Origin of the sequence: Streptomyces oryzae (assembly GCF_017676365.1) — a bacterium.
GTDB classification, from domain to species: Bacteria; Actinomycetota; Actinomycetes; order Streptomycetales; family Streptomycetaceae; genus Streptomyces; species Streptomyces oryzae.
Genome location: NZ_JADKMA010000026.1, coordinates 1 through 21,226, shown reverse-complemented (window position 1 = coordinate 21,226; position 21,226 = coordinate 1). Strand labels below are relative to the sequence as shown.

Sequence of the window (21,226 nt, the reverse complement as noted above, 5' to 3'; positions counted from 1 at the left end):
GGGGAGGCTGCAGCTGCGGAGAGCGGCGGGCCGAACTGTACGTCGAAGCCGATGGCGTCACTTCTCAGTGCGGTGGTGGCAGTGCCAGTGCTCGCATAACGCCCGCCAATGCCAGCGGGCTCGGGTGAAGCTGCTCCAGCCGGGGTCGGGCAGATTCTCACCCAGGTCTTCCAATGTGATAATGCTGTCGGCAAACGATGGCACGACAGGCGGGGATCCGACCCGGGGCCCAGGTGGAGGCCCCGGGGAACGGGGCATTGCGGAGGATGCCAGTGCACACGTCTGCGGCGTGGAGGATTCAGGCTCAGCCCAAGATGCCGCAGTCGTACGCCGCCGCGACCGCGGCCGCCCGGTCTTTGACTCCCAACTTGCCGTACAAGTGGGTCAGGTGGGTCTTGACCGTTGCCTCGCTGATGAAGAGTTCCCGGGCGATCTCGCGGTTGGACGTGCCCCTGGCGACCAGTTCGAGCACCTCGTGCTCGCGGGCCGAGAGTGCCTCGTTCGCTGGTGCCGCTGGCTTTCTGACTACGGAGACGAGGCGGGATGCGACGGCGGGCGACAGGACCGTGCGGCCCGCGGCGGCCGCGCGGACGGCGGTGAACAGCTCGTCGCGGGGCGCGTCTTTGAGGAGGTAGCCGGTGGCGCCGGCCTCGATCGCGGGGATGGTGTCGGCGTCGGTGTCGTACGTGGTGAGGACGAGTACCTTGGCGCGGACGCCGCGCCGGGTGAGTTCGGTGATCGCCTCCACGCCGCTGCCCGCGGGCATGCGCAGGTCCATCAGGACGACATCCGGGTCGAGGCGCAGGGCGAGTTCGACTCCCTCGACGCCTCCGGCTGCCTCGCCGAGCACGTCGAAGCCCGGCTCGGAGGCGAGCATGCCGCGCAGGCCGTCGCGGACGACCGGGTGGTCGTCGACGATCAGCAGGCTGATGGTGCGGTCAGTCATGGTGCACCAACGGTACCCGGGCGCTGATCGCGGTGCCTTGGCCGGGCTCTGACTCGACCGCGACGCTGCCGGCGATGCGCGCGGCGCGGGCGCGCATCCCGTCGAGGCCGAAGCCGCCGCTGCCGGAGCGAGGCGCTGCGGCCGGCTGGTCGAAGCCGCGTCCGTCGTCCCGTACGTCCAGGGTGATCTCGTCACCCATGTACGAGAGCGTGACGCCGACGCGGTCGGCGGCGGCGTGCTTGGCCGTATTTGCGAGGGCCTCCTGGGCGATCCGCAGGAGCGTCGCCGCCACTTCTTCGTGGAGCGGCTCCGCCGTGCCGGTGGCGGTGAACCGGGCTGGGACGCCGGTGCGCTCGGACCACTCGGCGACGGTCTTCTTCAGCGCCTCCGGGAGCGTGTCGTGCTCCAGGGCGGCGGGGGCGAGGTTGTGCACGGAGCGCCGGGCCTCCCCGAGCGAACGGCGGGCCAGCGACTGGGCACGGTCCAGATGCTCGCGTGCCTGACCCGGGTCGGGCGTGGCGGCGACCACCTGGAGCTGGGCGATGATGCCGGTCAGCCCCTGGGCGATCGTGTCGTGGATCTCGGCGGCCAGGCGGCGGCGTTCGTCGGCGACGCCGGCCTCCCGCGCCTGGATGACGAGCTGGTCGTGCAGGGCGGAGTTCTCGGCGAGGGCCTGTTCCAGAGCGGCGATCGTCCGGGCCCGCTCCTCGGCCCGCTGGGCCTCCTTGACGCCAAGGTGGTTGAGGCCGAGGGCGAGCGTCGCGTTGAAACCGAGTAGCACGGCAAAGGCGATCCACTGCGCGGGGGCGGCGGGCGGCAGGCCGCCGGACTGGGAGCCCGCCAGGGGGACGGCTGTCACCAGCAGTCCCACCCGGGCGGCGCGCGGCCGCAGCAGGACGCCGGCGTCGAAGTAGCCGAGGCACGCGTAGAGGGCGAAGAAGGGGTTGAGCCAGGTAAGGGCGAAGGCGATGACCGTGCGCAGCGCGAAGTACACGCCGCCGGCGGTGGTCCCCTCGGGCAGCGCCGCGGCCGCGGCGACCGGGTGTTCGGCCCGGCTCGCCGCCAGCCGCGGCAAGGCCCGGGACCACCATGTCTGCAGGGCCAGCGCGGGCGGGAGCAGGATCCCCGCGATGTACAGCTCCTGCCGGGTCATCAGTTGGGGAACGGCCACGGCGCCGAGGAGCGTGGCGAGACCCAGCAGGGCGTACGGGCCGTAGCGGAAGAACTGCGTCCAGAGCCCCTCGACCGTCCTCGCCAATGTGCTACTCCCATTTGAACCAGCGCCGGGCCGCACCGATCAGCAGCACCGCCCACAGCGCCGTGACCCCCAGGTGCGTCCAGCTCGGCCATTCTCCCGCAGCCGCCTCGTCGAGGGCCTGCGCGGCGGCGCCCAGCGGCGTCACGGGCACGATGCGCTGGAGGATGTCGGGCATGGCCGCGACCGGCAGCCAGACGCCGGCGGTGAACATCGCCGGGAAGAACACGGCCGAGCCCACCGCTTGCGTGACTTTGGTGGTGCGGCAGACGGCGGAGACGGTCGCGCCGAGCGCCAGCGTGGCCAGGGTGACGAGCGCGAGCGCCACGAGATAGCCGAAGAGCTGGCGGGGCAGCGCCACGCCGAACGCGATCCGGCCCACGGCGAGCGCGAGCAGCGCGGAGACCGCGATGGCGGCGCCGTGCAGCGCGATCTGCGCGCCGACGAGGGCGCCGGGCCGCAAGGGGGTGGTGGACATGCGGCGGAGGACGCCGCGCTCGCGGTAGCCGGTGAGTACGGGAGGCATGGCCTGGATGCCGGCCATGATCACGGAGAGCAGGATGGCGACGGGGACGTACAAGTCCACCACGCGCAGGCCACCGAGGTCGTCGTCGTGCTCCCGGTTGGAGGGGATGGCGCCCAGGATGCACAGCAGGATCGTGGGGAAGGCCAGGACCCAGAACAGGGATGCGGGCTCGCGCAGCATAAGGCAGGCCTCGGCCTTGAGGACGGCGGTGGCGCCGCCCTTGACGGGCGTCGTACGGCTGCGTGGGGCAAGGCTGGTCATCGGTCCGTTCCCGTCAGGTCAAGGTAGGCGTCGTCCAAGCTGGCCTCGGTGATGCGGAGTTGGTGGGCGGTGACGCCCTGCCCGGTGAGCAGCGAGAGCAGGGCGTGGACGGTCTCGTCGGTGCCGTGCGCCACGATCCGGCCGTCCTGCTCCGCCACGGACCCGACGGCGGGCAGGTCCGCCAGCAGCCGCGTCTCCAGCGGGACTGACGGCATGAACGAGATCGCCGTACTGCTCGCGGTGCGCCCGATCAGCCCGGCCGGGGTGTCCAGCGCGGTGATCCGGCCCTGGTCGATCAGGGCGATCCGGTCGCACAGGTGCTGCGCTTCCTCCATGAAGTGCGTGACGAGCAGCACGGTGACGCCGCGGTCGCGGATGTCCTCGACGATCCGCCAGGTGTCGCGGCGGGCGCGCGGGTCGAGGCCGGTGGTCAGCTCGTCGAGCACGACGATGCGGGGGTTGCCGACCAGGGCCAGGGCGATGGACAGGCGCTGCTTCTGGCCGCCGGAAAGCTTCGCGAACCGGGTGCCGAGCTTCTCGGTGAGCCCGAGCCGCTCGGCGAGGTCGCGCCAGTCGGCGGGGTCCGGATAGCAGGCGGCGTACAGCTCGAGCGCCTCACCCGCGGTGATCTTGGGCTGCAGCTCGCTTTCCTGGAGCTGCGCGCCCAGGATGCGGGTGACGGCGTCCCGGTCGGCGACGGGGTCGTACCCGGCGACGCGGACACTGCCGCCGTCGGGACGCCGCAGTCCCTCCACGCACTCGACGGTCGTGGTCTTGCCGGCACCGTTGGGGCCGAGGATCCCGAAAATCTCTCCATCCTCGACGCCGAAGGACACGCCGTCGACCGCCTTCTTGTCCCCATAGGACTTGCGCAGGTCGCTGACTTCAATGACGGGCATGTGCCGAGCATGCAGTGGCCAGGCAGGGCCGGATATCAGCCTTCTCGCTCGAATGCGCATCAGCCGATCGGTTGATGGCGGCGCACGAAGTCGGGCCCCGACGTTCTGCTGCCGAACCCCTGTGCCGTGGCAAAGGTCGTCACCCACAGCCCCCGCCACTGGGGAAAGCCCGTATCACGCAGGTTCGCCACGGTTGGGACGGAGTTAATCCCTTCTGCGGTACGTACCGCGCCGAGCGCCACCACAGACAGCCTGACCAGGGAATCAGCCGCTTAGCGTTGTTTTTCCGCGAGAACTACCGGGAACCCATGACGGACTTGCCCGCGGGCTCGGTGCAGGGCAGGCGCCGGACGTCCGGATCTGGAACGGGCAGGTGCGCGAGGACTCGCGTGCCGCGACCAAGAACCGGCCCCTGCTGCAGCAGGCTCTGGCCGCAGGTCTGGACGACGCCCGTGCCCGCATCGACGACGAGCTGGCCGCGGCCAGCAAGGTCGGCACACGCCTGGTCACGGTCCTCGACGACGACTACCCAGGCAACCTCAGGGTGATCGGCAACCTGCCGCCGTTCCTCTTCTACCGCGGCGAACTCGATGAGCGCGACGCCCGCTCCATCGCAGTCGTCGGCACCCGCCGGGCCTCTGAGGCGGGCTGCGCCGGGCGGCCCGAATGGCCCGCGAACTCGTCGAGCACGACGTCGTGATCGCAAGCGGCCTCGCGAAAGGCGTCGACGCCACCGCCCATCAGGCCACCCGCACGGCTGGCGGCCGGACGTTCGCCGTCATGGGAACCGGCATCGCCGCCGCCATCTACCCGGCGGAGAACCGGCCGCTCGCACAGGCCATCCTGGGCGCGGGCGGGGCTCTACTGAGCCAGTTCTGGCCCACGAGCCCGCCAGCGAAGTACACCTTCCCACGCCGCAACGTCGTCACGTCCGGCACCACCCTGGGCAGTGTCGTCATCGAGGCCTCCAGCACATCGGGCGCCAAGATGCAGGCCCGCCTGGCCGCCGAGCACGGCAAGCTCGTCTTCCTGCTCCGCTCCCTCGCCGACACCCAGCCCTGGGCCAAGAAGATGCTGGACGAGGGCCCGGCGATCCTGGTCACCGCCTCCAGCGACATCACCGACCGCCTCGGCCAGGCCGCGGACATCCAGGCCGCCGGCCAGCAGCGCCAGCAGCTCGCCCTGGCCGGCCTGTGACGGCAGGTCTCCCGGATCCGGCAGGCTTCCCCGACTGCCCGGCATGCGCCTACCGCATCACCGGCACCGCCCGCCTGTGCTCCGACTGCGCCGGTCGCACCCTCCAGCCCGTCGCCGAGCCTCACTGCCCGGTCTGTTCCCAGGCCCTCGCACCCGGCAGGGCGTGCAGCAACCAGGTGTGCGCCCTGCCGGAAGACGAGCGAGGCTTCTCCCGCGTCGACGCCGTGGCCATGTACTCCGGAGCTCTGCGCGACAAGATCCACAAGCTGAAGTACGACGGGAGGACCGGCTGGGCGATGATCTTCGGCCGGCTCCTCGTCGGCTGGATGGAAAGCCACCCCGAGGCGATGCACGGTGTCGGCTACGTCGTCGGCAACCCAACCCACTGCGGTCGTCAGCCCATCCAGCACATCGAGGCGATCATGGACGCCGCCTACACAGAAGACGTGACCCGAGCCATTCCTCTCAGCCTGTCAGGCGGTCACCGGCTGGTGAAGCACGCCGAGACGGTCCGGTCCACCGCACCCTTGCCGAGGAGCGCGCGGCCGCCGCAGCCCATGTCGCCGCCCTGACCTGGACCGGAGCCCTCCCCCGCGACATCAAAGGGGCCACCATCCTCCTCATCGGCGACGTCTTCACCAGCGGATCTCAGCTCCAGCACGTCGCGCGCTGGCTCCGGGTAACCCGCGCCGCCGACGTCCGCGGGCTTGTTCTCGCGCGCGTCCCCTGGGGTGGATGACTCCGCTGGAGCTGCACCGATCGCTACGCGCCGCCGAGGTCGCTACCCAGGAGCGCGTGGGATCGCCGATGAACTGGGCACTCATCGCCCTCATGGCCAGGCGGCTGACCCAGAAGAAGCCCGTCTCCGAGACACCCACCGGGTGATCTATCGCTGCACACTCTTGGATAGGTACATCGACGACACTCCATAGCCATTGCGTTGATACATGGCAATGGCCCCCTCGTTGTCCCCAAGGACGTTCAAATTGAGCGAGGTCTTGCCCTCGTGGGCAACGAGCTCCTCGGCAGCGGCGAGGATGGCGGAGCCGTATCCGCGGCGCCGAAACTGCGCGAAGACATGGAGGTCGTACAGCCAGGCTGAGCTAGCAGTACCCGTAGAAGCTTGGTGCGGATCCGGGCCAATCCATGCGGTCCCCACAACCTCGCCTGAACCGTTCTCCGCCACCACGAGATGATGACCAGCTGTGTCGAGCCCGTCCGGAAGGTACTGAGCCGTGCCCTGATGAGCCCGCTCTCGCGCCAGCTCTTGGGGCATCAACTTGCCGAGTTCACGAGCCGTCTCGGCTTCACGATGCTCAGTCGCCACCTCGTATTCCGAGGGCGTCATTTTCCGCAAGGTCACCTTCTGCACGTCCATGCCACCATCTTCAACTGATCACTGGTGACAGCGATACCGAGTTTCCAAACCCGACAGCCACAACTTGACCGGCTACGCCGCGCGGCCGACCATGCGGTCATCCGAGCTCAGGATCAGGCGCTCCTTTCCTTCACCACGGACGGTGACGATCCCGAGGAAGTGCGGGCCTTGTTCGCCCATCTGAGGGCGGACGCTGTGGCGCGTTCGTAAGGGGCCAGCCGCGCACCGGTCTGTGCCGCACTGTCCGCAGCGCCTGCTTCTCTGCACCAAGAGGTCCCATGTGGTCCAATCAGGGACTGGTGCTCTGGGGATAGGAAGCGGCGATGAGGGTCGTGTTCGTGCACGGGGCGTGCGTGCGGGACGGGTCGTGGTGGTGGCACCGCACCGCCGAGCTGCTGCAGGAGCGAGGAGTGCCGAGCGTGGCCCCCGCGCTACCGAGCTGCGGCGAAGTGGGCCTGCCCGGTGGCATCGGCGGACCTGGGCTGCCCGAGGATGTCGCCGCGGTGCGGCAGGTGCTGGAGGACAGCGCCGAGCCGACCGTCGTGGTCGCCCACAGCTACGGCGGCATCATCACCGCGGAAGCCGCCGCGGGAATCGCCTCGGTACGCCACCTGCTGCTGGTCTCCAGCTACCTGCCCGAGGTCGGGCAGAGCCTGTCGGAGTTCGGGGACGGCGGCCCCGCCCCGTTCCTCGACGTCGATCCCGACGCCGGCACCTTCGGGGTCCGCCCCGAGCTGCTCGTGGACACCTTCCTGCAGGACTGCGACCCCGAGGTCCAGGCACAGGCGGCGGACCACCTCGCCCGGCAGAGCGTGCACGTGACCGGCCAGCCGGTCGGGGCGGCCGCATGGCAGCAGCTGCCCTCCACGTACCTCGTCTGCGCCCAGGACCGGGGCACCCCGCCGCGGCTACAGCGCGAGTTCGCCCGCCGAGCCGACAGTGTCGTCGAACTCGACGCCGGCCACCACCCGTTCCTGTCCCAGCCCGACGCGGTCAGGGACCTGCTGCTGAGCCTGTGACGGCGGCCGCGGACGAGCCGAGTCGGCAATCCGAGGACCAAGAGGCCGTCGAGCTGACCGCCACGTTGGTGCAGTCAACTGAGCCCGGTGCGCGGACGGCAGATGGACGCCGCCGGTGCTGCTACCGCGGCCGCCGCTGTGCCTGTGCCAGGGCGGCCTGGCTGCCAGTTGTGCACTGCTGGGCGAGCGTGTGCCGTCCGGCGCGGTGCAGGGGGTGTGGGACAGCTCCTCGGAAGCTCTCTGCCTGGTTATAGCTCGAAGTGGAGGTTGAGGAGGTCGGTGAGTTCCACTTCGAGGCTGTGGGCGCGGCGGCCGGTGTCGCGGAAGTAGACCTCGCCCAGGGCTTCGGCGGCGATCTGGCGGAGCTGGTCGTCGGTGAGACCAGCCTCTCGTGCCTGGAGGAGGCGGGCGGCGTGGTGTGGGGGCAGGGCGAGGGTGAGGTGACGCACGCGGGCATCGTCGGTGCTGCCGGGGGCGGCGGTGTAGCCGAACCTCGCCTGCACATCGATCATGATGCCGCCGGTGGTGGCCGCGGCCTGCTTGGCCCTGGCTTTGATCTGCGGCTGCCAGCGGGCACGGACCTCACGCTCGAGCCGGTCGGCGAGCTGTGGCCGGGGGGTTGTGATCTGGTCTTTCACGTAGCGTTCGACGGTGCGCTGGCTGATGCCGAGCAGTTCGGCCACGCGCCGGGTGCTGCGCTGGCGGACCAGGTAGCGCATCTGCGCCCCGGCCGAGGTGGGTGCAGGGTGCGTGAACGCGCCCTGCACCGCCTTGTCGAGTTCTTCTCCGACGGTGACCATCGCCGCCTGCTCTCCTACTCTCAGGTGTCCTTGGCACTGACCTCGCCGGTCTTGATGTAGCGGGCCAGGTTGGCGACCTTGCCGTCGCCGACGAGCTGTTCGAGCACGTCCGCACCCCGCAGCACACCCTCGTGCTCGACCATCCCGGGTGACACCCCCGCCGGAAGCTGCCCGGCACGGTCTTGCCGCCGGCGTCGTGAGGGAGGGCGTGAAGCGGGCTGGGTCCGTGGCTGCGTACACGGCGCAGTCCGAGGACTGCGACCGGGTAACGGCCGGTGGCTGCCGCCATGGTGAGCATCTTGCGGTGCATGTTGATCCGGGCCCGAGCAGGTAGCCGGCCGCGAGCGCGGGGACGGCCGTTGGTGACGATTACGCCCATCACGCCCAGCGCATGCCGATGGCGGACAGCTGCTCCGCCCGTTGGGGCGACAGTGTGGTGGCTCTGCTGCGCTGGTTGTTGATCCATGCCCCGAGCTTCAGCTGTCGCTCCTCTTGGTCCTTGCCGCTGCCCCTTCCCGTCGCCGACGCCGTTCGTTTCGGTGTGTTTCCTCGGCACTCGCAGGTGTCCTTCACGCTCGGTTCCGGCCGCCGAAGCCCCGGCGCGCCGGCCCCGTGCCCCAGGGAGCCGCTCCCTGCCCTCAGCGCGCCGTGGCCGCGGCGCGCTCCGCAGCGCGGGCACGACGTTCCTGATCTCGTCGTGATGGTCGGCGACCCAGCCGAACAGCTGCATGACGATCTCGTGCTGGTCGCGGCCGAGCGGGGCGAGCGCGTACGCCACGCGCGGCGGCACCTCGGCGTAGGCGGTGCGCATGATCAGGCTGTCCTCCTGGAGCTGGCACAAGGCCGGAAGCGATGGCGCGGCAGCGGTCTGCGAACCAGCAGCTCGGGAGCCGCCTCACCGGTCCCGGCCAGGCCCCGGCTGCAGGTGCCAGACGGTCACCCACCGCGCGGACTCCTTCAGCTCCACCGCGCGGTGCCCCACCAAAGACCAGCGGCTCAGCAACGGCGCCAGTGGCGCCTCGTACAGCCGGACATACCCGGCACCGCCCAGCCACCACAGCACCCACCCCGGCGGCACCCGGTCCACCAGCACCTGCCCATCGCCCACTGCCCGCCAGAGGGCCAGCGGCCAGGAGGCCGGCCCAGCGCTCCCGCTGCGGACCCACCAGCTCGTGGCCTGCGCGGCCCTCCGCCACCGCCAAGGCCGGCTGCAGGGTGAGCCGCTGGCGGTACGCTCACGCATCCTCGGCTCCCCGTGCGCGGGTATCCCCACGCCCCCGTCCATCAGGCCCACCAGACCCACCGGGACATGCCGTGATGACGAATGCGGGGACAGGGCCCTGACCGGTGGAGTCTCACTCGTCGGCTCGGGCCGGCTCCTTCAGCCGGTGCGAAGTCCCGTGTCAGTCCGTCAGGTGCTCCGCACAGCCGATGTCAGTGGGGTCGGGAAGGTTCGCAAGGTAGGACTGCTCGTCGATTTCCCGGTAGCCCAGTGTGCGGTACGTGCTGTCGTCGCGCAGGTTGTACACCACTTGGACGCCTGCGCCCTCCTTGGCGAAGTAACGCGGCTGCGGACCTGTGGCCAGGGGCGGGGCCCCGGAGGTGTCGTCACTCATGTCGCTCTAGTCGGAGATCTTGTGCCACGAGATGCGAGGCGCTCGCAACTCGATGCTCTGCACCGTGCTGTCTGCGGCCACGCGGCCGTTGGCGCGCCCCACCACGCGGACGTTGGCCTGGTTGCCCACGACCACATATGCCGTGACGGAGCCCTGGCCAGTGTGGCAGGCCTGGTAGCCATTCCCGGCGGGGGGAAAGCCGTACTGGTGCTGGACCACTCCGGAGCCGAACAGAAAGCCGACGCCGTCGCGCTCAAGACCGAACGTGATCCACAAATTGGTGCTGTACCGGGCGGTGGCACAGATCTGACCGACCGCCATCGCCGTCACGTGGTACACGCCCGGTTCCGGCAGCGTCGCCACGCAATCGGTGGGCGTCCACTCACCGTTGAGCGGCAGCGTCCCGGTTCGTGCCGCCGGCGCGTCCGTACACGGGGGTGAGCCGGGCGCCGATGGTCCACGTGTCCGGGCAGTTCTCCCCACCGCTGTCGATGACGTCGATGTCCACGGATCGGGTGGGTCCGATGTTCGCGCCCCGGTCGATCCCCGTGAGTTCCGTCCGCGGGACGCGGAGTCCGTTCTGCGTACAGGCGAGTGCGTTGCACTGGTCCTGTTCGATGACGGGCTCCGGTTGGTAAGGGGTATTGGGGTCGCCCGTCCCGGTGACCGAGATGCAGTCGGTGCTAACTATTGCCGTTCGCTGAGGAGGAGGCATGGCACATCCTTGAGTATCTGTCCGGAAGAGGTGAATACGAGGAGTCACCCTGGGCATCGCCTCGTACCTCGGAATTGGGATTCGCGCAGCCCGCCCACAACAGCCCTGAGGTAATTCTTCGAATTACTGGTTGCGAAAGGGTATTTATCATTATTGTATGAAGACGCGGCTTGCACAGAGCCTGTGACGTCTGTGAAAACTGAGGGAGGTTCCTGGCTCCGGACGAACGAGTGCCCGGCAGGTACCGCCGGAGGACGGCGACACGGTGTCCAGCTTCCTGAACGTCCGTGTCGCCGACATCGCCGCCTTCTATGCCGACGCGGTCGCCAAAGGCGCGGAGTTCCTCACCGAGCCCCTCGACCGCAAGGCCGAGCTGCGCTGCTATCTGCGCGACCCCGACGGCTACCTCATCGAAGTCGGCCAGGCCACCGGCATGCTCCAGGGCATCTTCGCCGACCGGCCCGCCACCTCCGGCCACTAGCGCCGTCCGACCAGGTCAGGGGGCGCGTACCTCGTCGATCTCGGGGCGGCCGTGCGCTGGCCGTGGACGCCGGCCGGGCCCTGCGCGCCGTGCACGCTGCCGCCGGGCTGAGCGTCCCCGCACCCCGCTCGCCGACGGGAACGAGGTGGACCTGGGCGGGCTGGCCCTGCGGGCCATGGCCGCGCCCGCGGCATCCGGCCGGCCGGGCCATGGTGTGTCCCCCGGCTGCTGCCGTGGCCACGGCGATCACGCACAGTTGGTTCAGGCGGCGGGAGGGCCCGGAGGGGGCGGAGGAGTCCCGGGCGCTGTAGCAGCCGGGACAACGGGCGGTGCTGCTGGGGAGCCCGGGCGTCGGGGGGAACGGAGACCGAGGACGGCCACCCCGGTCTTATGACCGACGACCCGGGCGCCGGCCGCGAGCCGACGCTCGACCACCGCGGCCTGGACCCGGTAGGTGGTCTCCAACGAGAGCCCCGGCCAACGGAAGGTCAGCGCGTTGATCGGGACCCGCTCGTACTCCGCCGCCAGCAAAGCCGAGGCCGTAGCGGCGACCCAGCTCTCATCCTGCTCTTCCATGACGATCCCTCCTCGGGGCATGGGGCATCACATGCGGTTCGCGGACTTGGGCACGGGAGTAGATCCGGGGGGCGGCACTGGGGTCGACCGCCAAGCTCGGGCCTGATGAAGAGTCAACCGGTGGACCCCTCGGAGCGCTACGGTGATGGACAGGCCAAGCGGTATATCGGGTATATCCGGGGGCAGAGGGCTCATGACCACCCGCACGCCCAACATCCAGCTCAGTGCCCTTGTCGCTGAATCCGGCCTCACCTATGAGGCTCTGGCCAAGGCAGTCTGCGCGGTTGCGGCCGAATGCGGCGCGCGCTTACGCACGAACAAGTCCAACGTGCAGCATTGGCTCAGCGGATCCCTGCCGCGTGGCGACACACCGCGCTACCTCGCCATCGTGCTCTCCCGGCGCCTGGGCCGCCTCCTGACCCCCGCCGACCTCGGCCTGCCCTCCCCAGCACAGGCCGAGAGTGACACCATCGGACTGTCCCTTACAGGCGACCCACTGGACGCCCTGCTGCCGATGTGGAGGTACGAGTTGGACCGCCGCCGCCTTCTGACGGCCTCCGCCTACTCCGTGGCAGCCGCGGCCTTACCCCTCAGCCACGTTCAGGACATCGCCGCCCGCACCGCAGCCGCCCGCACCGGCCACACCGTCGGCATGGCCGAGGTCGCAGCCGTCCGCGACATGCTCCACGCCTTCTCCGAGATGGACGAACGCCACGGCGGACAACACGGCCGCAGCGCCCTGGTCGCCTACCTCCGCGACGACATCGCCCCGCTGTGCCGGGCGCGGTTCCATACCGACGAAGTCCGCCAGCAGATGCTCTCCGCCGCCAGCCGCGGCGTCCACCTGCTGGGCTGGAAGAGCTACGACGCCGGCCAGCAAGGACTCGCCCAGCGCTACTACCTCCAGTCCTACGCCCTGGCCGCCGAATCCGGTCTTCGTGGGCACGCCGAATTCGTGATGCGCACCATGGCCATGCAGGGCCTCAAACTCCACCGCCCCGAGCACTGCCAGGGTCTGGCCGAGACCGGCCTGAACCGCGCCAAGGGACGGGTCGATGCCCAGACCGAAGCACTCTTCCGCGTCGTTCACGCCCACACCCTGGCCAAGAGCGGCAAGCGCCGCGCGGCCCTGGCCGAGGCCGAACACGCCCGCACCCTGCTGACCGGTGCCCCCGGCGACGACGTGCCGTTCTGGGCGCTGGCCTGGGGCCCACCAGCCGCCTCGGTCTACTCCCGGACCGCCAAGGTCCACGAAACCATAGGAGATCACCGGGCCGCCGCCGAGCACTACGCGCTGGCCGCCACGGCCCGCCCGGCAGACACCTATGCGCGCATCGTCGCCCTGGACCTGGTCGCGGGCGCGGAAATGCACCTCAAGCGCGGCAGCATCGAGCAGGCATGCGCCACCTGGCACCAGGCCATCGACCACATGGGTGGTGTCCGCTCCGTCCGCACCCGCAGGGCGGTCTCCCGGATGCGCGGCGACCTCGCACGCTTCCGGGCCCGCGGCCTGCGGTGCGTGACCGAGCTCGATGAACGGGGACGCGATGTCTTCGCCGGTGCCTGACCTCAGCGGCACCCTACGAAGCGGCGGACGATCGGCTCCAGGTAGTCCGCGTGCGGGCCGGCCAGACCGGATAGTTCGTCCGGTGACCGCACCAGGGCGATGTCGTCGAGTTCAGGTTCGCGGCCCTGGGCGCGCTCGGCTGCCGCAGCAGCGGTGAAAGCGGCGCGCAGCGTAGCCTCGGGATGGGCCGGGGCGAGGTAGGTCAGACCAACACTGCCGTTCTCACCGCGGGTGATGACCCACAGGTTCAGCTCCTCGCTGGCCGTACCGACCCCCAACTCCTCGATGCGCTGATGTAGTAGTGCCCGCCGTGTAACGCCACGGAGGCCGCGGTGGATACTCCAGCGAGCGAAGCCGTCTGCCTGGACGCGGCCTGAAAGCACTATCTCGATGCGCGGGCCGCGCTCAGCTCATCAGTCCGTTCCATCCAGCTCGCTGGCACGGGCGAGACCGTCCACTCGGCGTCGATGGCTTCCCGTTCGGCGGCCCAGCGGTGGAGGCTTTCGCGGATCTCGCGCAGCTTTTCCGGGTTGTCGGCTGCGGAGGCTTCCACGATGGCGAAGCCGGTGCTGCCGTCCGGGCCGGGCATCTCCACCACCCGGTGGTCCGCGCCGCCGATGATCAACATGGCAAGGAGCGTCGCCATCTCGCGCTGCATCTCCGGCGTGAGTTCCGCCTGCTCGTCCTCGTCGCCGAAGATGCCTTCCCGGCCCTTGCCAGCAGGTGCGCCGACTCGTGCACGAACCGGGCCAGCCGCTCGTACTGCCCAGGGTCTTTGCGCGCCTTGAGCGCCTTCATGTACAGGGAGATGGCCTCGACCCGGTCCAGCCCGTCGTCGTCCCCACTCTCGCCGTTCATTTCCTCAGCGTGCTGCCCCTGGCGAGCCGGCGTCCAGGCCCCTGCACAACCGCACCGCTCCGGAGGGCCGGCCATGCCTGGCCACCCGTTCGCCGCCCTGCACCGCAGGCGATGACGAATGCCTTCACCGAGGCGGAGAACCGCCCTCAACCCGGGCTACTGCACGCCGAGGCCTCGCGCCCGGCAGCGCACGAAACAGTGCCCCTGCTGTGTTCTCGGAGGGGGCGAATCGGCGCACCACTGCATGTGCTCCGTGCGCGCAGCAACCGCCATCGACCGGTGGCTATCCGGCGGCTCCGACCGCCTTGAGGGGTGTGGTGCTGAAGCGGTGGTCTTCGCGGTGCCCAGTTCAGCGGGACTTGCGGCACGAGGAAGCGTCGCGGGTCGGCCGACCATGCCGAACGCTACGACGGGGGCCTGTTTCTGGCCACCGGACGCACCGCGCAGCTCACCTCGCCTGGAAGAACAGGCTTCCTGGAGAGGCTGATCACGAAGAGTGCCGGGTGCCGGAGGTACCTGGAGGGCAGCGAAGGAGACGGCGGTCCGGGTGCATACATTCAGGTGCCACTGGTAATCCATCTCATCGAACCGAGCGAAGGGCCCGCGTCCTGAACATCACGTACGAGTTCCGAGTGCGATGTATCGCCGGAGAAGCCACCCGACGACAGCTCCCTCATGCCGACCTCAACACGAACGTGACCACCGAAGAGGGGTGCCGCACAGACCTCGTCCGTCATCCTGCGAGCGAACTCGTCACCGCTGAACTCGCCGAACAGGAGCAGCGGATCACCCATGGGGGTTTGATGAGTGTCGGCAGGGAATGGCATGACAAGCGCTTCAGGAATTCAACTTTAGGGTGCCTTTATCCTGAACGGCAAAAGCCGTCAAAAAGAGAGGAAGAGGTAAGTGCGGATTCTCCTGACAGTCGATTTCGGTGAAGCGACATTCAGCGAGGAGATGGAATGGCCTGATGGCCTCCGATTCCCCAACAAGGGCGAGAGGCTTTGGCTAGGGAAATCCGTCAAGGGGGCAACGGTGAGGGACTGGATAACCCAGCTACCTCATCCCGGTGACGGGCCTCAGGTGCATTTGTTGGCCCAGCTCGACCAGCCATGCACATTGGAGCAGGTGCGTGCTCTTGTGGGTGAGTCGGCTGCCGGGCCTTGACCCCGGATGTTGGACTGGGGGGGGGTAGACCGTCGACTGCACTGTGCTCGATTCGGGTCCCGGCCCCACGGACCTCAGATACCGCTGCAGCGCGCTCGTGTGCGGCATGGCAGCCGCCCAGGAGGACTTAGCGAGCCCTCCGCTGCTCTCGCCCGACTCCGGCGCCGCGGCGGTGTCCTCCTGCTGCATCTGCTCCAACAGCTCTCGGATCGCTGCTTGGGAGGTGTTCGGCGCAGTTGGCCCGTGATCGGACAGAAGCGTCGGCGACGCAGCCCGTCCTCACCGTTGTCGGTGGAGAAGAGCATCTTCACCGGCCATACGCACGCCACCATCGTCGCGGACTCGCCGTCTTCGGCGAGCGCAAGGCCCTGCAGCAGCCACCGTATCCGCGCGGTATACCAGACCTCCCCCTCGATCACATGCCCGGTCACGCTGTTGAATGACAGCAACTCCACCCCATTCGGTGGGCTCAGCCATGCCCGCCACCGCACCGCCTCGTCATCCGGGCCACAGCCCGGGTAGCTCACGGACGCCGCCATCTCGGGATTCATGTGGGTGAACGCGGCTTGTGCGACGCCTTCGCGCGCCACGGTCGAGCACGGCAGTGCCTCCGCGGCCGTCTTCGCCGTCTCTCCAGAGAACTCGGCGAACTCCTCGATGACCTGGTCGAAGTTGCGCAGATAGGTCAACCGGCCCTCAAGCCCGCGACGTCTTCGTCCATCGGCGACGGGTAGACATTCCCACCCCCGAAGTCCTTGCTGTTGTCCGTCACGAAGCGGACATGCTCATCGGGGTGATTCTCCAAGAACCCCAGGAGGGAGAACCAGATGGCCGCATCGCGACCGCCCACCTTTCCTTCCCGGGTCAGCTGGGCGGGGGCGAGCGCCAGCGTCTCCCGGGCCAGCGCACGGCGCGCCGCTTCACCACTGGTGTCGATCACCTCAAAGATGACGCGGTAGTCCCTGCGCCAGTGCTCCTTCAACCGCTCGAGATCCAACCGCTCCAACGAACTTTCCAGCTCTCACGGAACATGCTTGCGCAGCTTCGCCAGGACACTCTGGGCCGCTTGGTACAGCGCCGGGTACCCCTCAAGGGCCTTCTGCGCGGCCATCTCCTCCAGCACCATCCAAGGGATCGCCGCCCCCGCGCCCTGCACCGCCAGGCCGCGTGAACGAGTTCATGGACAACTGGACCGGTGAAGAGGGGCGCCCGGGACCCGGCCGACCCGGAGCCATGGAACGCATCGGTGCCATCGAGGCCCGGCTGGAGCGCGCCGAGCACGAGCTGTGCTCCAACTCGGGCGGGAGCTTGTGGGACGCCGTCGAATTGGCGAACCAGCGCTGGGCACGCCGGTGTCCACAGGAAGCCGGCGAGGCTACTGAAACTCCGGACGAGACCCCCGGCGAACCGCCGCCGGCCCTGGCGCCGAGAGGTCCCTGACAATCCGCCCGCCCCCACGGCTTCCGGGGGCGGGCGGTCTTCGTTCCAGGGCTTGTCCGTCCAGCATGACCATCGCAAAGCACCGCAGCGTGGTCGACTTGTGCTCTACGCTGCTCGACCGACTCGCGCGGCCTCTGGCGGGTGGATTCAGGCCGGCTGCTGGTGTTCTACTTTTTTGCCGGGCGCATGTAGGTGCGGGAGACCGGTGTTCGGCCTGGGAGGGTCACCGGGAATTCGAGAATGTGCCCGCCACCCTGTGCACGGTAGACGCGGTACCTGTCCTGACGGAACCAGTCGCCGATGGCAAGATCCCCGTCTGTGGGACCCACCTGGTAGCTGCCGCTTGCCGCCTTGCTGTAGGACTGGGACCACTTCGTGCTGGTCTTCACGTTCAGTCCCTTCTCGATTGTGGTGCTGACGCTGGCGCTGAATCCCTTGATGCCGAAACCTGCTTCCGCGGTGACGCTGGCATTCAGCGTCCGGTCCACCTCTGAGGCGGCTTCCTTTGTGGTGCCCTCGGTGGTGGCCCAGGTGTGCGTATGGGTGGTGTGGGCGGGGTATACCTGCCATTTGACCTTGTGCCAGCTGGACCAGCGGCGAATGATGTAATAGGGGCTGTGTTCCCCTTGCCATTGCACGGCGTGGCCGTGGTCGTTGGCGACGAGGAAGTAGGGTACGGCGACTTCGCCAGCGATCTTCCAGGGGGTGTTTTCTGGCGGGTCAGAGTAGTCGGTCAACTCGGGGGCTTCGAGTTGGGGAGGCTCCACCCGGCCCAGTTTCGCCACTTCGGGGAAGCCATCAGGCTGTTCGTCGAAGTAGTAGGTGGTCGCGTCCTTGCGGTCGTCCACGAACTCAATTGTGTCGCTGTGCGACTGGGCGTATTGCGCTTGTGCGCGGTTCCATAGAATCCACCCGTCGTTCTCCGTTGATCGCTCAATGCGCCAGATGCTGCCGTCCCTTTTGTCGTCCGGGATTTCGCTGACGGGGACGTCCTGGACCTGCTCATTGTCGACGTCGGCCCACAGGACATGACCGGGGAGAGAACCAAAGTTACCGCCACCCCCGACAGGCCGCACGGAGGCGAGGATGAGACAAGAATCAGCCTCATCAGCCCAGTGGATGACATACTTTCCGGATAGTTCCGAGTCTGTGTCCCAGTAGTTTCCGTACCAGTATTTCGCGGTCTCTTCTTGCTGCGTCCTGAATGTGTAGATGTTGCCTATCTTCGGCAGTGCCATGAACACCTCCGCGTGCTGGGCCACTTCCGTAGGCCGCTTCCTCTGTGACGGCGAGTCAACTCGTGCAGTGGCTGCCCGAGGGAGCCGAGGAAATCCCCAGGATCACAGGTATCACCCAAACGAGTGATCGAAATCAAGCCGCTGAAGCCGTCTACCGCGAACGCGCAACACCACCTGACCCAACCGTTCATGACCAGGGCTTGAAGTAGCCGCGCTTGCACCAGCGCGTGTTGAGCGCCCGGCAGCCCTCGTACAGCAGCCAGGCAACGTGCTCCCGAGTTTGACCAGTCCGGCAAGTATCGGGTCTCTGGTGTGGGTTGGGGTGAGGGTGTGGTGCTGGGCTGTGGGTCGCGGGGTCCTGCCGCCCCGGCACAGGGGACACTCGACTTCGATTGACCCCGCTGTCGGTCCGTACGCGGCTATGTCCAGTGCATGGCGATGGCGGAGAGTTTCTGGGTCCGTTCCGGGGACAGGGTGGTGGCTCTGTTGCGTTGGTTGTTGATCCATGCCCCGAGCCGGAGTTGGTGCTCTTCCTGGTCCTCGCCGTCGCCACCACCGACGACGATCCGCTCTACGTGCTTGCGCGGTACGCGTAGGTGTCCTTCGCGTTGGTAGAACTGTCGGGCGGCGGCGTAGTTGAGGGCCCATTTGTCGGCCTGGCTTCGGCGCGGTTTGGGTTTCTCGTCGTCGGTCGCGGGTTGGATGTCGAGGATGTGCTGGCACATCCATTGCTGGACGGTGGTGAGGTTGTCCCAGCCGTGGCGGACTGAGCGGACCCAGCGTCCGAGGTCTTCGCCTTGGTGTACGACGTCGCCCGGCGACGTGGGCAGTGTGCGGCCGGCCTCGAGGTGGAGCCGGACGAGGTGGAAGGCGCGTTGCCATTCGACTGGCCAGGTGGGGCACCAGGCCGGGTCGATGTCTTCCAGCTGCTCGCGCCGCTCCTCCGGCATGGCGCCAGCCGCTGACTTCACGGGCAGGCCTTCGGCGCGCCGCTGTTCGATCTGTTGGGTCTTCCGGGCGGCGGCCCGCGCGTTCTTCAGCCAGATGCCCACCCGGTAGCCCTGGTAGGTGGCGTCCAGCGGCGCCAGGAGGTGCCCGTGCTCGGCGGCCCATCCGCGCGCGGCGGCCAGGCCCTCTTCCCATGCGACGTCGAAGTGCGACCACACCATGCCGAGCTTCTCCAGCTGCTGGACGCGGTCGATGTCCATGTCCCCGCGGGCGTAGAACCTTCGGGCGTCGGCGATCCACTGGCCGAGGGGGAAGCCTGCGAGGGAGGCCGGCCACTCCTCGGTCTCCGCGTCCTGGTCCTCCCCACTGGGCACGCGGTAGGTGAAGGGCACCTTGAGGTGGCCGTGCTCGCGGGCGTAGAGGGCGGCGGCTTCTACACCGCGCCGCCAGTGTTGGTGTTCGGGGTTGAGGACGCGCAGGTTGATGAACGCGGCCAGCTGTGCGGGGTCGCGGGGTGTGGAGAATTTCAGCAGCTGCCGCGCGGGCGCCGACGGGCCACCAGCCGCGGTCTCCTCGCCTGGGCCCTCGGGGCCCCCGCTGCGGGTCTGGACGCCTCTGACGCGGCTTTGCGCCTGCTGGGGCGCCAAGGCCTCCACTATCCGGGTGTCGTGTGCTCTGAGGGCTTCCAGGAGTTTCGCGAGCCCGTCGAATGCCCGGCTGGTGAGCATGTTGTCCGCTGTCTCCCCGGGCTCCAGCAGCACGGGCACCACGAGGCGGGCCGTCTTGCCCTCTCCTGGCTGCATCCGCAGCGCCCGCCCGACGGCCTGGACCAGGTCGGGCATGGAGCCGCGCACGTCCGCGAAGTACACAGAGTCACAATTCCGGGTGTCCACCCCTTCGCCGAGCACCTTCACCGAGCTGAGGAAGCTCTTCTCCACGAGGGTGCCGTCTGTGGCGGTCCCGTCGGTGAACTCGGCCAGGATTTGTTGCCGGTGGTCCGGTTTGTGGTCGCCGCACAGCCAGTTGGCCCAGACCGTGCGCGGGTAGAGCTCGGGGTCGGTGTCGTGCAGCTGGGCGGCGACGTCAAGGAGCCCGGCCGCGAAGGCTTCGGCCTCTTTGACGACGTGGTGGAAGACGAGCGTGCGCCCGAAGCCCTCCTCGGCCGACGCCTTGAGCAGCGCGGTCTGGAGCGCGGCGAGCCGGGCCCCGCGGACCTCGTTCGAGCGCCCCTCAGCGCCCAGCAGTTGGGCGGCCTGGAGCTGGGTGTCGGTGATGTCCACGCACACCACCTGGTAGGGGGCGCAGATCCCGCGGTCGATCGCCTCGGACAGCGTCAGTGTGTAGCAGCGGGCCCCGAACGGCCCCTGCGGATCGTCCTCCATCGAGGCCACCAGCTCGCCCGGCGCGCCCTGCTCGGTGTCCTCGTCCAGCTGCCACAGCCGGGGCGTGGCGGTCATGTAGAGGCGGCGCAGGGCGGGGATGCGGGTGTTGTCGTGGACTACCGCCCAGGGCTTCCCGATCTGCCCCGAGGTCCGGTGCGCCTCATCGACCACGATCAGGTCCCACCCCGGAAGGCCGGCCTGGTGTGCCCGCTCCAGCGTGCCCAGCCCCAGCGAAGCGTACGTGGCAAACACCGTGACCTTGCCGAACGGCCGCACCCAGTCGACAAGCTCCTCCACATCAGTGGTGTTGGGGAAGGACACCTCCTCACCCCGCAGCGAGGACACCCCGACCATCGGCCCTGTACGGCCCCCCTCGCGCCACGCGGCCTCGGTCTGGGCAAGCAGGTCCAGGGAGGGAACGAGCACCAGCACACGCCCCGCGCGGAGCTCCTCAGCGCTGCGGGTGGCCACGAGCGTCTTGCCCGTTCCGGTCGCCATGATCACCTGAGTGCGGAGCCCCCGCCCGGGCACAGCAGAGCGTGCAGGCAACTCGAGCACCCGCAGCGCCGCGTCCACGGCCTCACGCTGGTGGGGACGAAGCTCCTTCACTGCCATTCCAATCTGCCTTCTCCCACAGGTCCTGCATGGGCCATCCTGCGCCAGGAAACGAGAAACCTGCACGTAAAGGGGCATGCGATCAGCTACGGCGAACCTCGCCGGAACCGGCCACACCCCCCGGACCAATAACCGGGGGGGGGGGGGGGGGGGGGTGATCGGAAACCGGTCCCGCTCCCTCAATGGTGCTGCTACCCGAGTCCAGAGCCTATCTCCTATTCAAAGTGAATCACATATCCCCTGAAAGCTCTCGGAGCCGAGGCCGAAATTCTCCCACCGCTGCCCTATGGCCACCCGAAAACAGCCTGACGTCCAGTCACCTCACCCCGCACTCCCTCCGCC

The 21,226-nt window shown here is 68.8% G+C and carries 25 protein-coding genes and 3 pseudogenes; 7 read left to right on the top strand and 21 right to left on the bottom strand.

Annotation, left to right across the window (positions count from 1 at the left end):
• Positions 1-304 precede the first annotated feature (304 nt).
• Genes ITI46_RS07860 through ITI46_RS07845 form a run of 4 tightly spaced genes read right to left on the bottom strand, consistent with a single transcriptional unit; the run spans position 305 to position 3,887 of the window.
• Positions 305-946 (bottom strand): response regulator, encoded by a 642-nt coding sequence (locus ITI46_RS07860; RefSeq protein ID WP_209238702.1) that lies wholly within the window; start codon positions 944-946, stop codon positions 305-307.
• A complete protein-coding gene (locus tag ITI46_RS07855) occupies positions 939-2,204 on the bottom strand; it encodes a sensor histidine kinase (protein WP_209238701.1) in 1,266 nt (421 codons plus the stop codon). The genes ITI46_RS07860 and ITI46_RS07855 overlap by 8 nt, the downstream gene beginning before the upstream one ends.
• 4 nt (positions 2,205-2,208) lie before the next feature.
• Complete coding sequence (locus ITI46_RS07850; protein ID WP_209238700.1) at positions 2,209-2,988, bottom strand: ABC transporter permease; 780 nt, start codon at positions 2,986-2,988, stop codon at positions 2,209-2,211.
• Positions 2,985-3,887 carry an ABC transporter ATP-binding protein gene (locus ITI46_RS07845; RefSeq protein WP_209238699.1) on the bottom strand — a complete coding sequence of 301 codons (903 nt, stop codon included), beginning with the start codon at positions 3,885-3,887 and terminating at the stop codon, positions 2,985-2,987. The genes ITI46_RS07850 and ITI46_RS07845 overlap by 4 nt, the downstream gene beginning before the upstream one ends.
• Before the next feature lie 373 nt (positions 3,888-4,260).
• Here ITI46_RS07845 and ITI46_RS36005 point away from each other — a divergent pair.
• The 3 genes and pseudogenes from ITI46_RS36005 (at position 4,261) to ITI46_RS07830 (ending at position 5,969) form a co-directional block, all read left to right on the top strand.
• Positions 4,261-5,084, top strand: a pseudogene (locus tag ITI46_RS36005) (DNA-processing protein DprA).
• Positions 5,081-5,656, top strand: a complete 576-nt coding sequence (locus tag ITI46_RS34655) for a hypothetical protein (RefSeq protein WP_247745632.1) — start codon at positions 5,081-5,083, stop codon at positions 5,654-5,656. Before ITI46_RS36005 ends, ITI46_RS34655 begins: the two are co-directional and overlap by 4 nt.
• Before the next feature lie 163 nt (positions 5,657-5,819).
• Entirely contained in the window at positions 5,820-5,969 is a 150-nt protein-coding gene (locus ITI46_RS07830) for a hypothetical protein (RefSeq protein ID WP_209238698.1), read from the top strand.
• Position 5,970: 1 nt separating this feature from the next.
• Here ITI46_RS07830 and ITI46_RS07825 read toward each other — a convergent pair whose 3' ends face one another.
• Entirely contained in the window at positions 5,971-6,462 is a 492-nt protein-coding gene (locus ITI46_RS07825) for a GNAT family N-acetyltransferase (protein WP_209238697.1), read from the bottom strand.
• A 323-nt stretch (positions 6,463-6,785) separates the two neighbouring features.
• Between ITI46_RS07825 and ITI46_RS07820 the strand changes: the two genes are divergently transcribed.
• Positions 6,786-7,481, top strand: coding sequence for an alpha/beta hydrolase (locus tag ITI46_RS07820; RefSeq protein WP_209238696.1), 696 nt, complete (start codon positions 6,786-6,788; stop codon positions 7,479-7,481).
• A 248-nt stretch (positions 7,482-7,729) separates the two neighbouring features.
• On the opposite strand, the gene tpg is transcribed toward ITI46_RS07820, so the two are convergent.
• The 8 genes and pseudogenes from tpg to ITI46_RS07785 form a co-directional block, all read right to left on the bottom strand.
• Entirely contained in the window at positions 7,730-8,281 is a 552-nt protein-coding gene (gene tpg, locus ITI46_RS07815; RefSeq protein ID WP_209238695.1) for a telomere-protecting terminal protein Tpg, read from the bottom strand.
• 20 nt (positions 8,282-8,301) lie between these two features.
• Entirely contained in the window at positions 8,302-8,424 is a 123-nt protein-coding gene (locus tag ITI46_RS36210; RefSeq protein WP_307808093.1) for a hypothetical protein, read from the bottom strand.
• Positions 8,425-8,659: 235 nt separating this feature from the next.
• The gene (locus tag ITI46_RS35740) at positions 8,660-8,854 is read right to left on the bottom strand and encodes a helicase associated domain-containing protein (RefSeq protein ID WP_307808092.1); all 195 of its coding nucleotides are present in this window, start codon (positions 8,852-8,854) and stop codon (positions 8,660-8,662) included.
• A 178-nt stretch (positions 8,855-9,032) separates the two neighbouring features.
• Positions 9,033-9,092, bottom strand: a pseudogene (locus ITI46_RS35995) (winged helix-turn-helix transcriptional regulator); the annotation flags it as partial.
• Positions 9,093-9,176: 84 nt separating this feature from the next.
• On the bottom strand, positions 9,177-9,389 hold the full coding sequence (locus tag ITI46_RS07800; protein ID WP_209238694.1) for a hypothetical protein: 213 nt from the start codon (positions 9,387-9,389) through the stop codon (positions 9,177-9,179).
• A gap of 295 nt (positions 9,390-9,684) precedes the next feature.
• Positions 9,685-9,897, bottom strand: coding sequence for a hypothetical protein (locus ITI46_RS07795; RefSeq protein WP_209238693.1), 213 nt, complete (start codon positions 9,895-9,897; stop codon positions 9,685-9,687).
• Between the two features lie 6 nt (positions 9,898-9,903).
• Complete coding sequence (locus ITI46_RS07790; protein ID WP_209238692.1) at positions 9,904-10,260, bottom strand: hypothetical protein; 357 nt, start codon at positions 10,258-10,260, stop codon at positions 9,904-9,906.
• Positions 10,261-10,279: 19 nt separating this feature from the next.
• Positions 10,280-10,612 (bottom strand): hypothetical protein, encoded by a 333-nt coding sequence (locus tag ITI46_RS07785; RefSeq protein WP_209238691.1) that lies wholly within the window; start codon positions 10,610-10,612, stop codon positions 10,280-10,282.
• Positions 10,613-10,823: 211 nt separating this feature from the next.
• Between ITI46_RS07785 and ITI46_RS07780 the strand changes: the two are divergent.
• Positions 10,824-11,093, top strand: a pseudogene (locus ITI46_RS07780) (VOC family protein); the annotation flags it as partial.
• A gap of 261 nt (positions 11,094-11,354) precedes the next feature.
• Here the strand turns inward: ITI46_RS07780 and ITI46_RS07775 are convergent.
• A complete protein-coding gene (locus ITI46_RS07775; protein ID WP_209238690.1) occupies positions 11,355-11,669 on the bottom strand; it encodes a hypothetical protein in 315 nt (104 codons plus the stop codon).
• Between the two features lie 193 nt (positions 11,670-11,862).
• Here ITI46_RS07775 and ITI46_RS07770 point away from each other — a divergent pair, with 193 nt between their 5' ends.
• Positions 11,863-13,236, top strand: coding sequence for an NsdA family TPR-like regulatory protein (locus tag ITI46_RS07770; RefSeq protein WP_209238689.1), 1,374 nt, complete (start codon positions 11,863-11,865; stop codon positions 13,234-13,236).
• A gap of 2 nt (positions 13,237-13,238) precedes the next feature.
• Here ITI46_RS07770 and ITI46_RS07765 read toward each other — a convergent pair whose 3' ends face one another.
• From ITI46_RS07765 to ITI46_RS07745, 5 genes are all read right to left on the bottom strand, one after another.
• Positions 13,239-13,514 carry a hypothetical protein gene (locus tag ITI46_RS07765; RefSeq protein WP_209238688.1) on the bottom strand — a complete coding sequence of 92 codons (276 nt, stop codon included), beginning with the start codon at positions 13,512-13,514 and terminating at the stop codon, positions 13,239-13,241.
• A gap of 104 nt (positions 13,515-13,618) precedes the next feature.
• The gene (locus ITI46_RS07760; protein WP_209238687.1) at positions 13,619-13,882 is read right to left on the bottom strand and encodes a hypothetical protein; all 264 of its coding nucleotides are present in this window, start codon (positions 13,880-13,882) and stop codon (positions 13,619-13,621) included.
• 769 nt (positions 13,883-14,651) lie between these two features.
• On the bottom strand, positions 14,652-14,888 hold the full coding sequence (locus ITI46_RS07755; protein ID WP_209238686.1) for a hypothetical protein: 237 nt from the start codon (positions 14,886-14,888) through the stop codon (positions 14,652-14,654).
• 447 nt (positions 14,889-15,335) lie between these two features.
• Positions 15,336-15,950 (bottom strand): hypothetical protein, encoded by a 615-nt coding sequence (locus tag ITI46_RS07750; RefSeq protein WP_209238685.1) that lies wholly within the window; start codon positions 15,948-15,950, stop codon positions 15,336-15,338.
• Positions 15,947-16,258, bottom strand: a complete 312-nt coding sequence (locus ITI46_RS07745; RefSeq protein ID WP_209238684.1) for a PIN domain-containing protein — start codon at positions 16,256-16,258, stop codon at positions 15,947-15,949. Before ITI46_RS07745 ends, ITI46_RS07750 begins: the two co-directional genes overlap by 4 nt.
• Before the next feature lie 236 nt (positions 16,259-16,494).
• Between ITI46_RS07745 and ITI46_RS07740 the strand changes: the two genes are divergently transcribed.
• A complete protein-coding gene (locus ITI46_RS07740; protein ID WP_209238683.1) occupies positions 16,495-16,701 on the top strand; it encodes a hypothetical protein in 207 nt (68 codons plus the stop codon).
• A 167-nt stretch (positions 16,702-16,868) separates the two neighbouring features.
• Here the strand turns inward: ITI46_RS07740 and ITI46_RS07735 are convergent, their stop codons facing one another.
• Both ITI46_RS07735 and ITI46_RS07730 read right to left on the bottom strand, forming a co-directional pair.
• On the bottom strand, positions 16,869-17,939 hold the full coding sequence (locus ITI46_RS07735; protein WP_209238682.1) for a hypothetical protein: 1,071 nt from the start codon (positions 17,937-17,939) through the stop codon (positions 16,869-16,871).
• 419 nt (positions 17,940-18,358) lie between these two features.
• Positions 18,359-20,884, bottom strand: coding sequence for a DEAD/DEAH box helicase (locus tag ITI46_RS07730; protein ID WP_209238681.1), 2,526 nt, complete (start codon positions 20,882-20,884; stop codon positions 18,359-18,361).
• Positions 20,885-21,226 lie beyond the last annotated feature (342 nt).

What these genes read in the sequence shown, in the direction of transcription:
- ITI46_RS07770 (WP_209238689.1), top strand. Translation starts at nt 11,863, where the DNA reads ATGACCACCCGCACGCCCAACATCCAGCTCAGTGCCCTTGTCGCTGAA.
- ITI46_RS07860 (WP_209238702.1), bottom strand. Translation starts at nt 946, where the DNA reads ATGACTGACCGCACCATCAGCCTGCTGATCGTCGACGACCACCCGGTC.
- ITI46_RS07755 (WP_209238686.1), bottom strand. Translation starts at nt 14,888, where the DNA reads ATGGGTGATCCGCTGCTCCTGTTCGGCGAGTTCAGCGGTGACGAGTTC.
- ITI46_RS07850 (WP_209238700.1), bottom strand. Translation starts at nt 2,988, where the DNA reads ATGACCAGCCTTGCCCCACGCAGCCGTACGACGCCCGTCAAGGGCGGC.
- ITI46_RS07830 (WP_209238698.1), top strand. Translation starts at nt 5,820, where the DNA reads ATGACTCCGCTGGAGCTGCACCGATCGCTACGCGCCGCCGAGGTCGCT.
- ITI46_RS07845 (WP_209238699.1), bottom strand. Translation starts at nt 3,887, where the DNA reads ATGCCCGTCATTGAAGTCAGCGACCTGCGCAAGTCCTATGGGGACAAG.
- ITI46_RS07775 (WP_209238690.1), bottom strand. Translation starts at nt 11,669, where the DNA reads ATGGAAGAGCAGGATGAGAGCTGGGTCGCCGCTACGGCCTCGGCTTTG.
- ITI46_RS07785 (WP_209238691.1), bottom strand. Translation starts at nt 10,612, where the DNA reads ATGCCTCCTCCTCAGCGAACGGCAATAGTTAGCACCGACTGCATCTCG.
- ITI46_RS07740 (WP_209238683.1), top strand. Translation starts at nt 16,495, where the DNA reads ATGGAACGCATCGGTGCCATCGAGGCCCGGCTGGAGCGCGCCGAGCAC.
- ITI46_RS07825 (WP_209238697.1), bottom strand. Translation starts at nt 6,462, where the DNA reads ATGGACGTGCAGAAGGTGACCTTGCGGAAAATGACGCCCTCGGAATAC.
- ITI46_RS07735 (WP_209238682.1), bottom strand. Translation starts at nt 17,939, where the DNA reads ATGGCACTGCCGAAGATAGGCAACATCTACACATTCAGGACGCAGCAA.
- ITI46_RS36210 (WP_307808093.1), bottom strand. Translation starts at nt 8,424, where the DNA reads ATGGTCGAGCACGAGGGTGTGCTGCGGGGTGCGGACGTGCTCGAACAG.
- ITI46_RS07730 (WP_209238681.1), bottom strand. Translation starts at nt 20,884, where the DNA reads ATGGCAGTGAAGGAGCTTCGTCCCCACCAGCGTGAGGCCGTGGACGCG.
- ITI46_RS07795 (WP_209238693.1), bottom strand. Translation starts at nt 9,897, where the DNA reads ATGAGTGACGACACCTCCGGGGCCCCGCCCCTGGCCACAGGTCCGCAG.
- ITI46_RS07820 (WP_209238696.1), top strand. Translation starts at nt 6,786, where the DNA reads ATGAGGGTCGTGTTCGTGCACGGGGCGTGCGTGCGGGACGGGTCGTGG.
- ITI46_RS07760 (WP_209238687.1), bottom strand. Translation starts at nt 13,882, where the DNA reads ATGGCGACGCTCCTTGCCATGTTGATCATCGGCGGCGCGGACCACCGG.
- tpg (WP_209238695.1), bottom strand. Translation starts at nt 8,281, where the DNA reads ATGGTCACCGTCGGAGAAGAACTCGACAAGGCGGTGCAGGGCGCGTTC.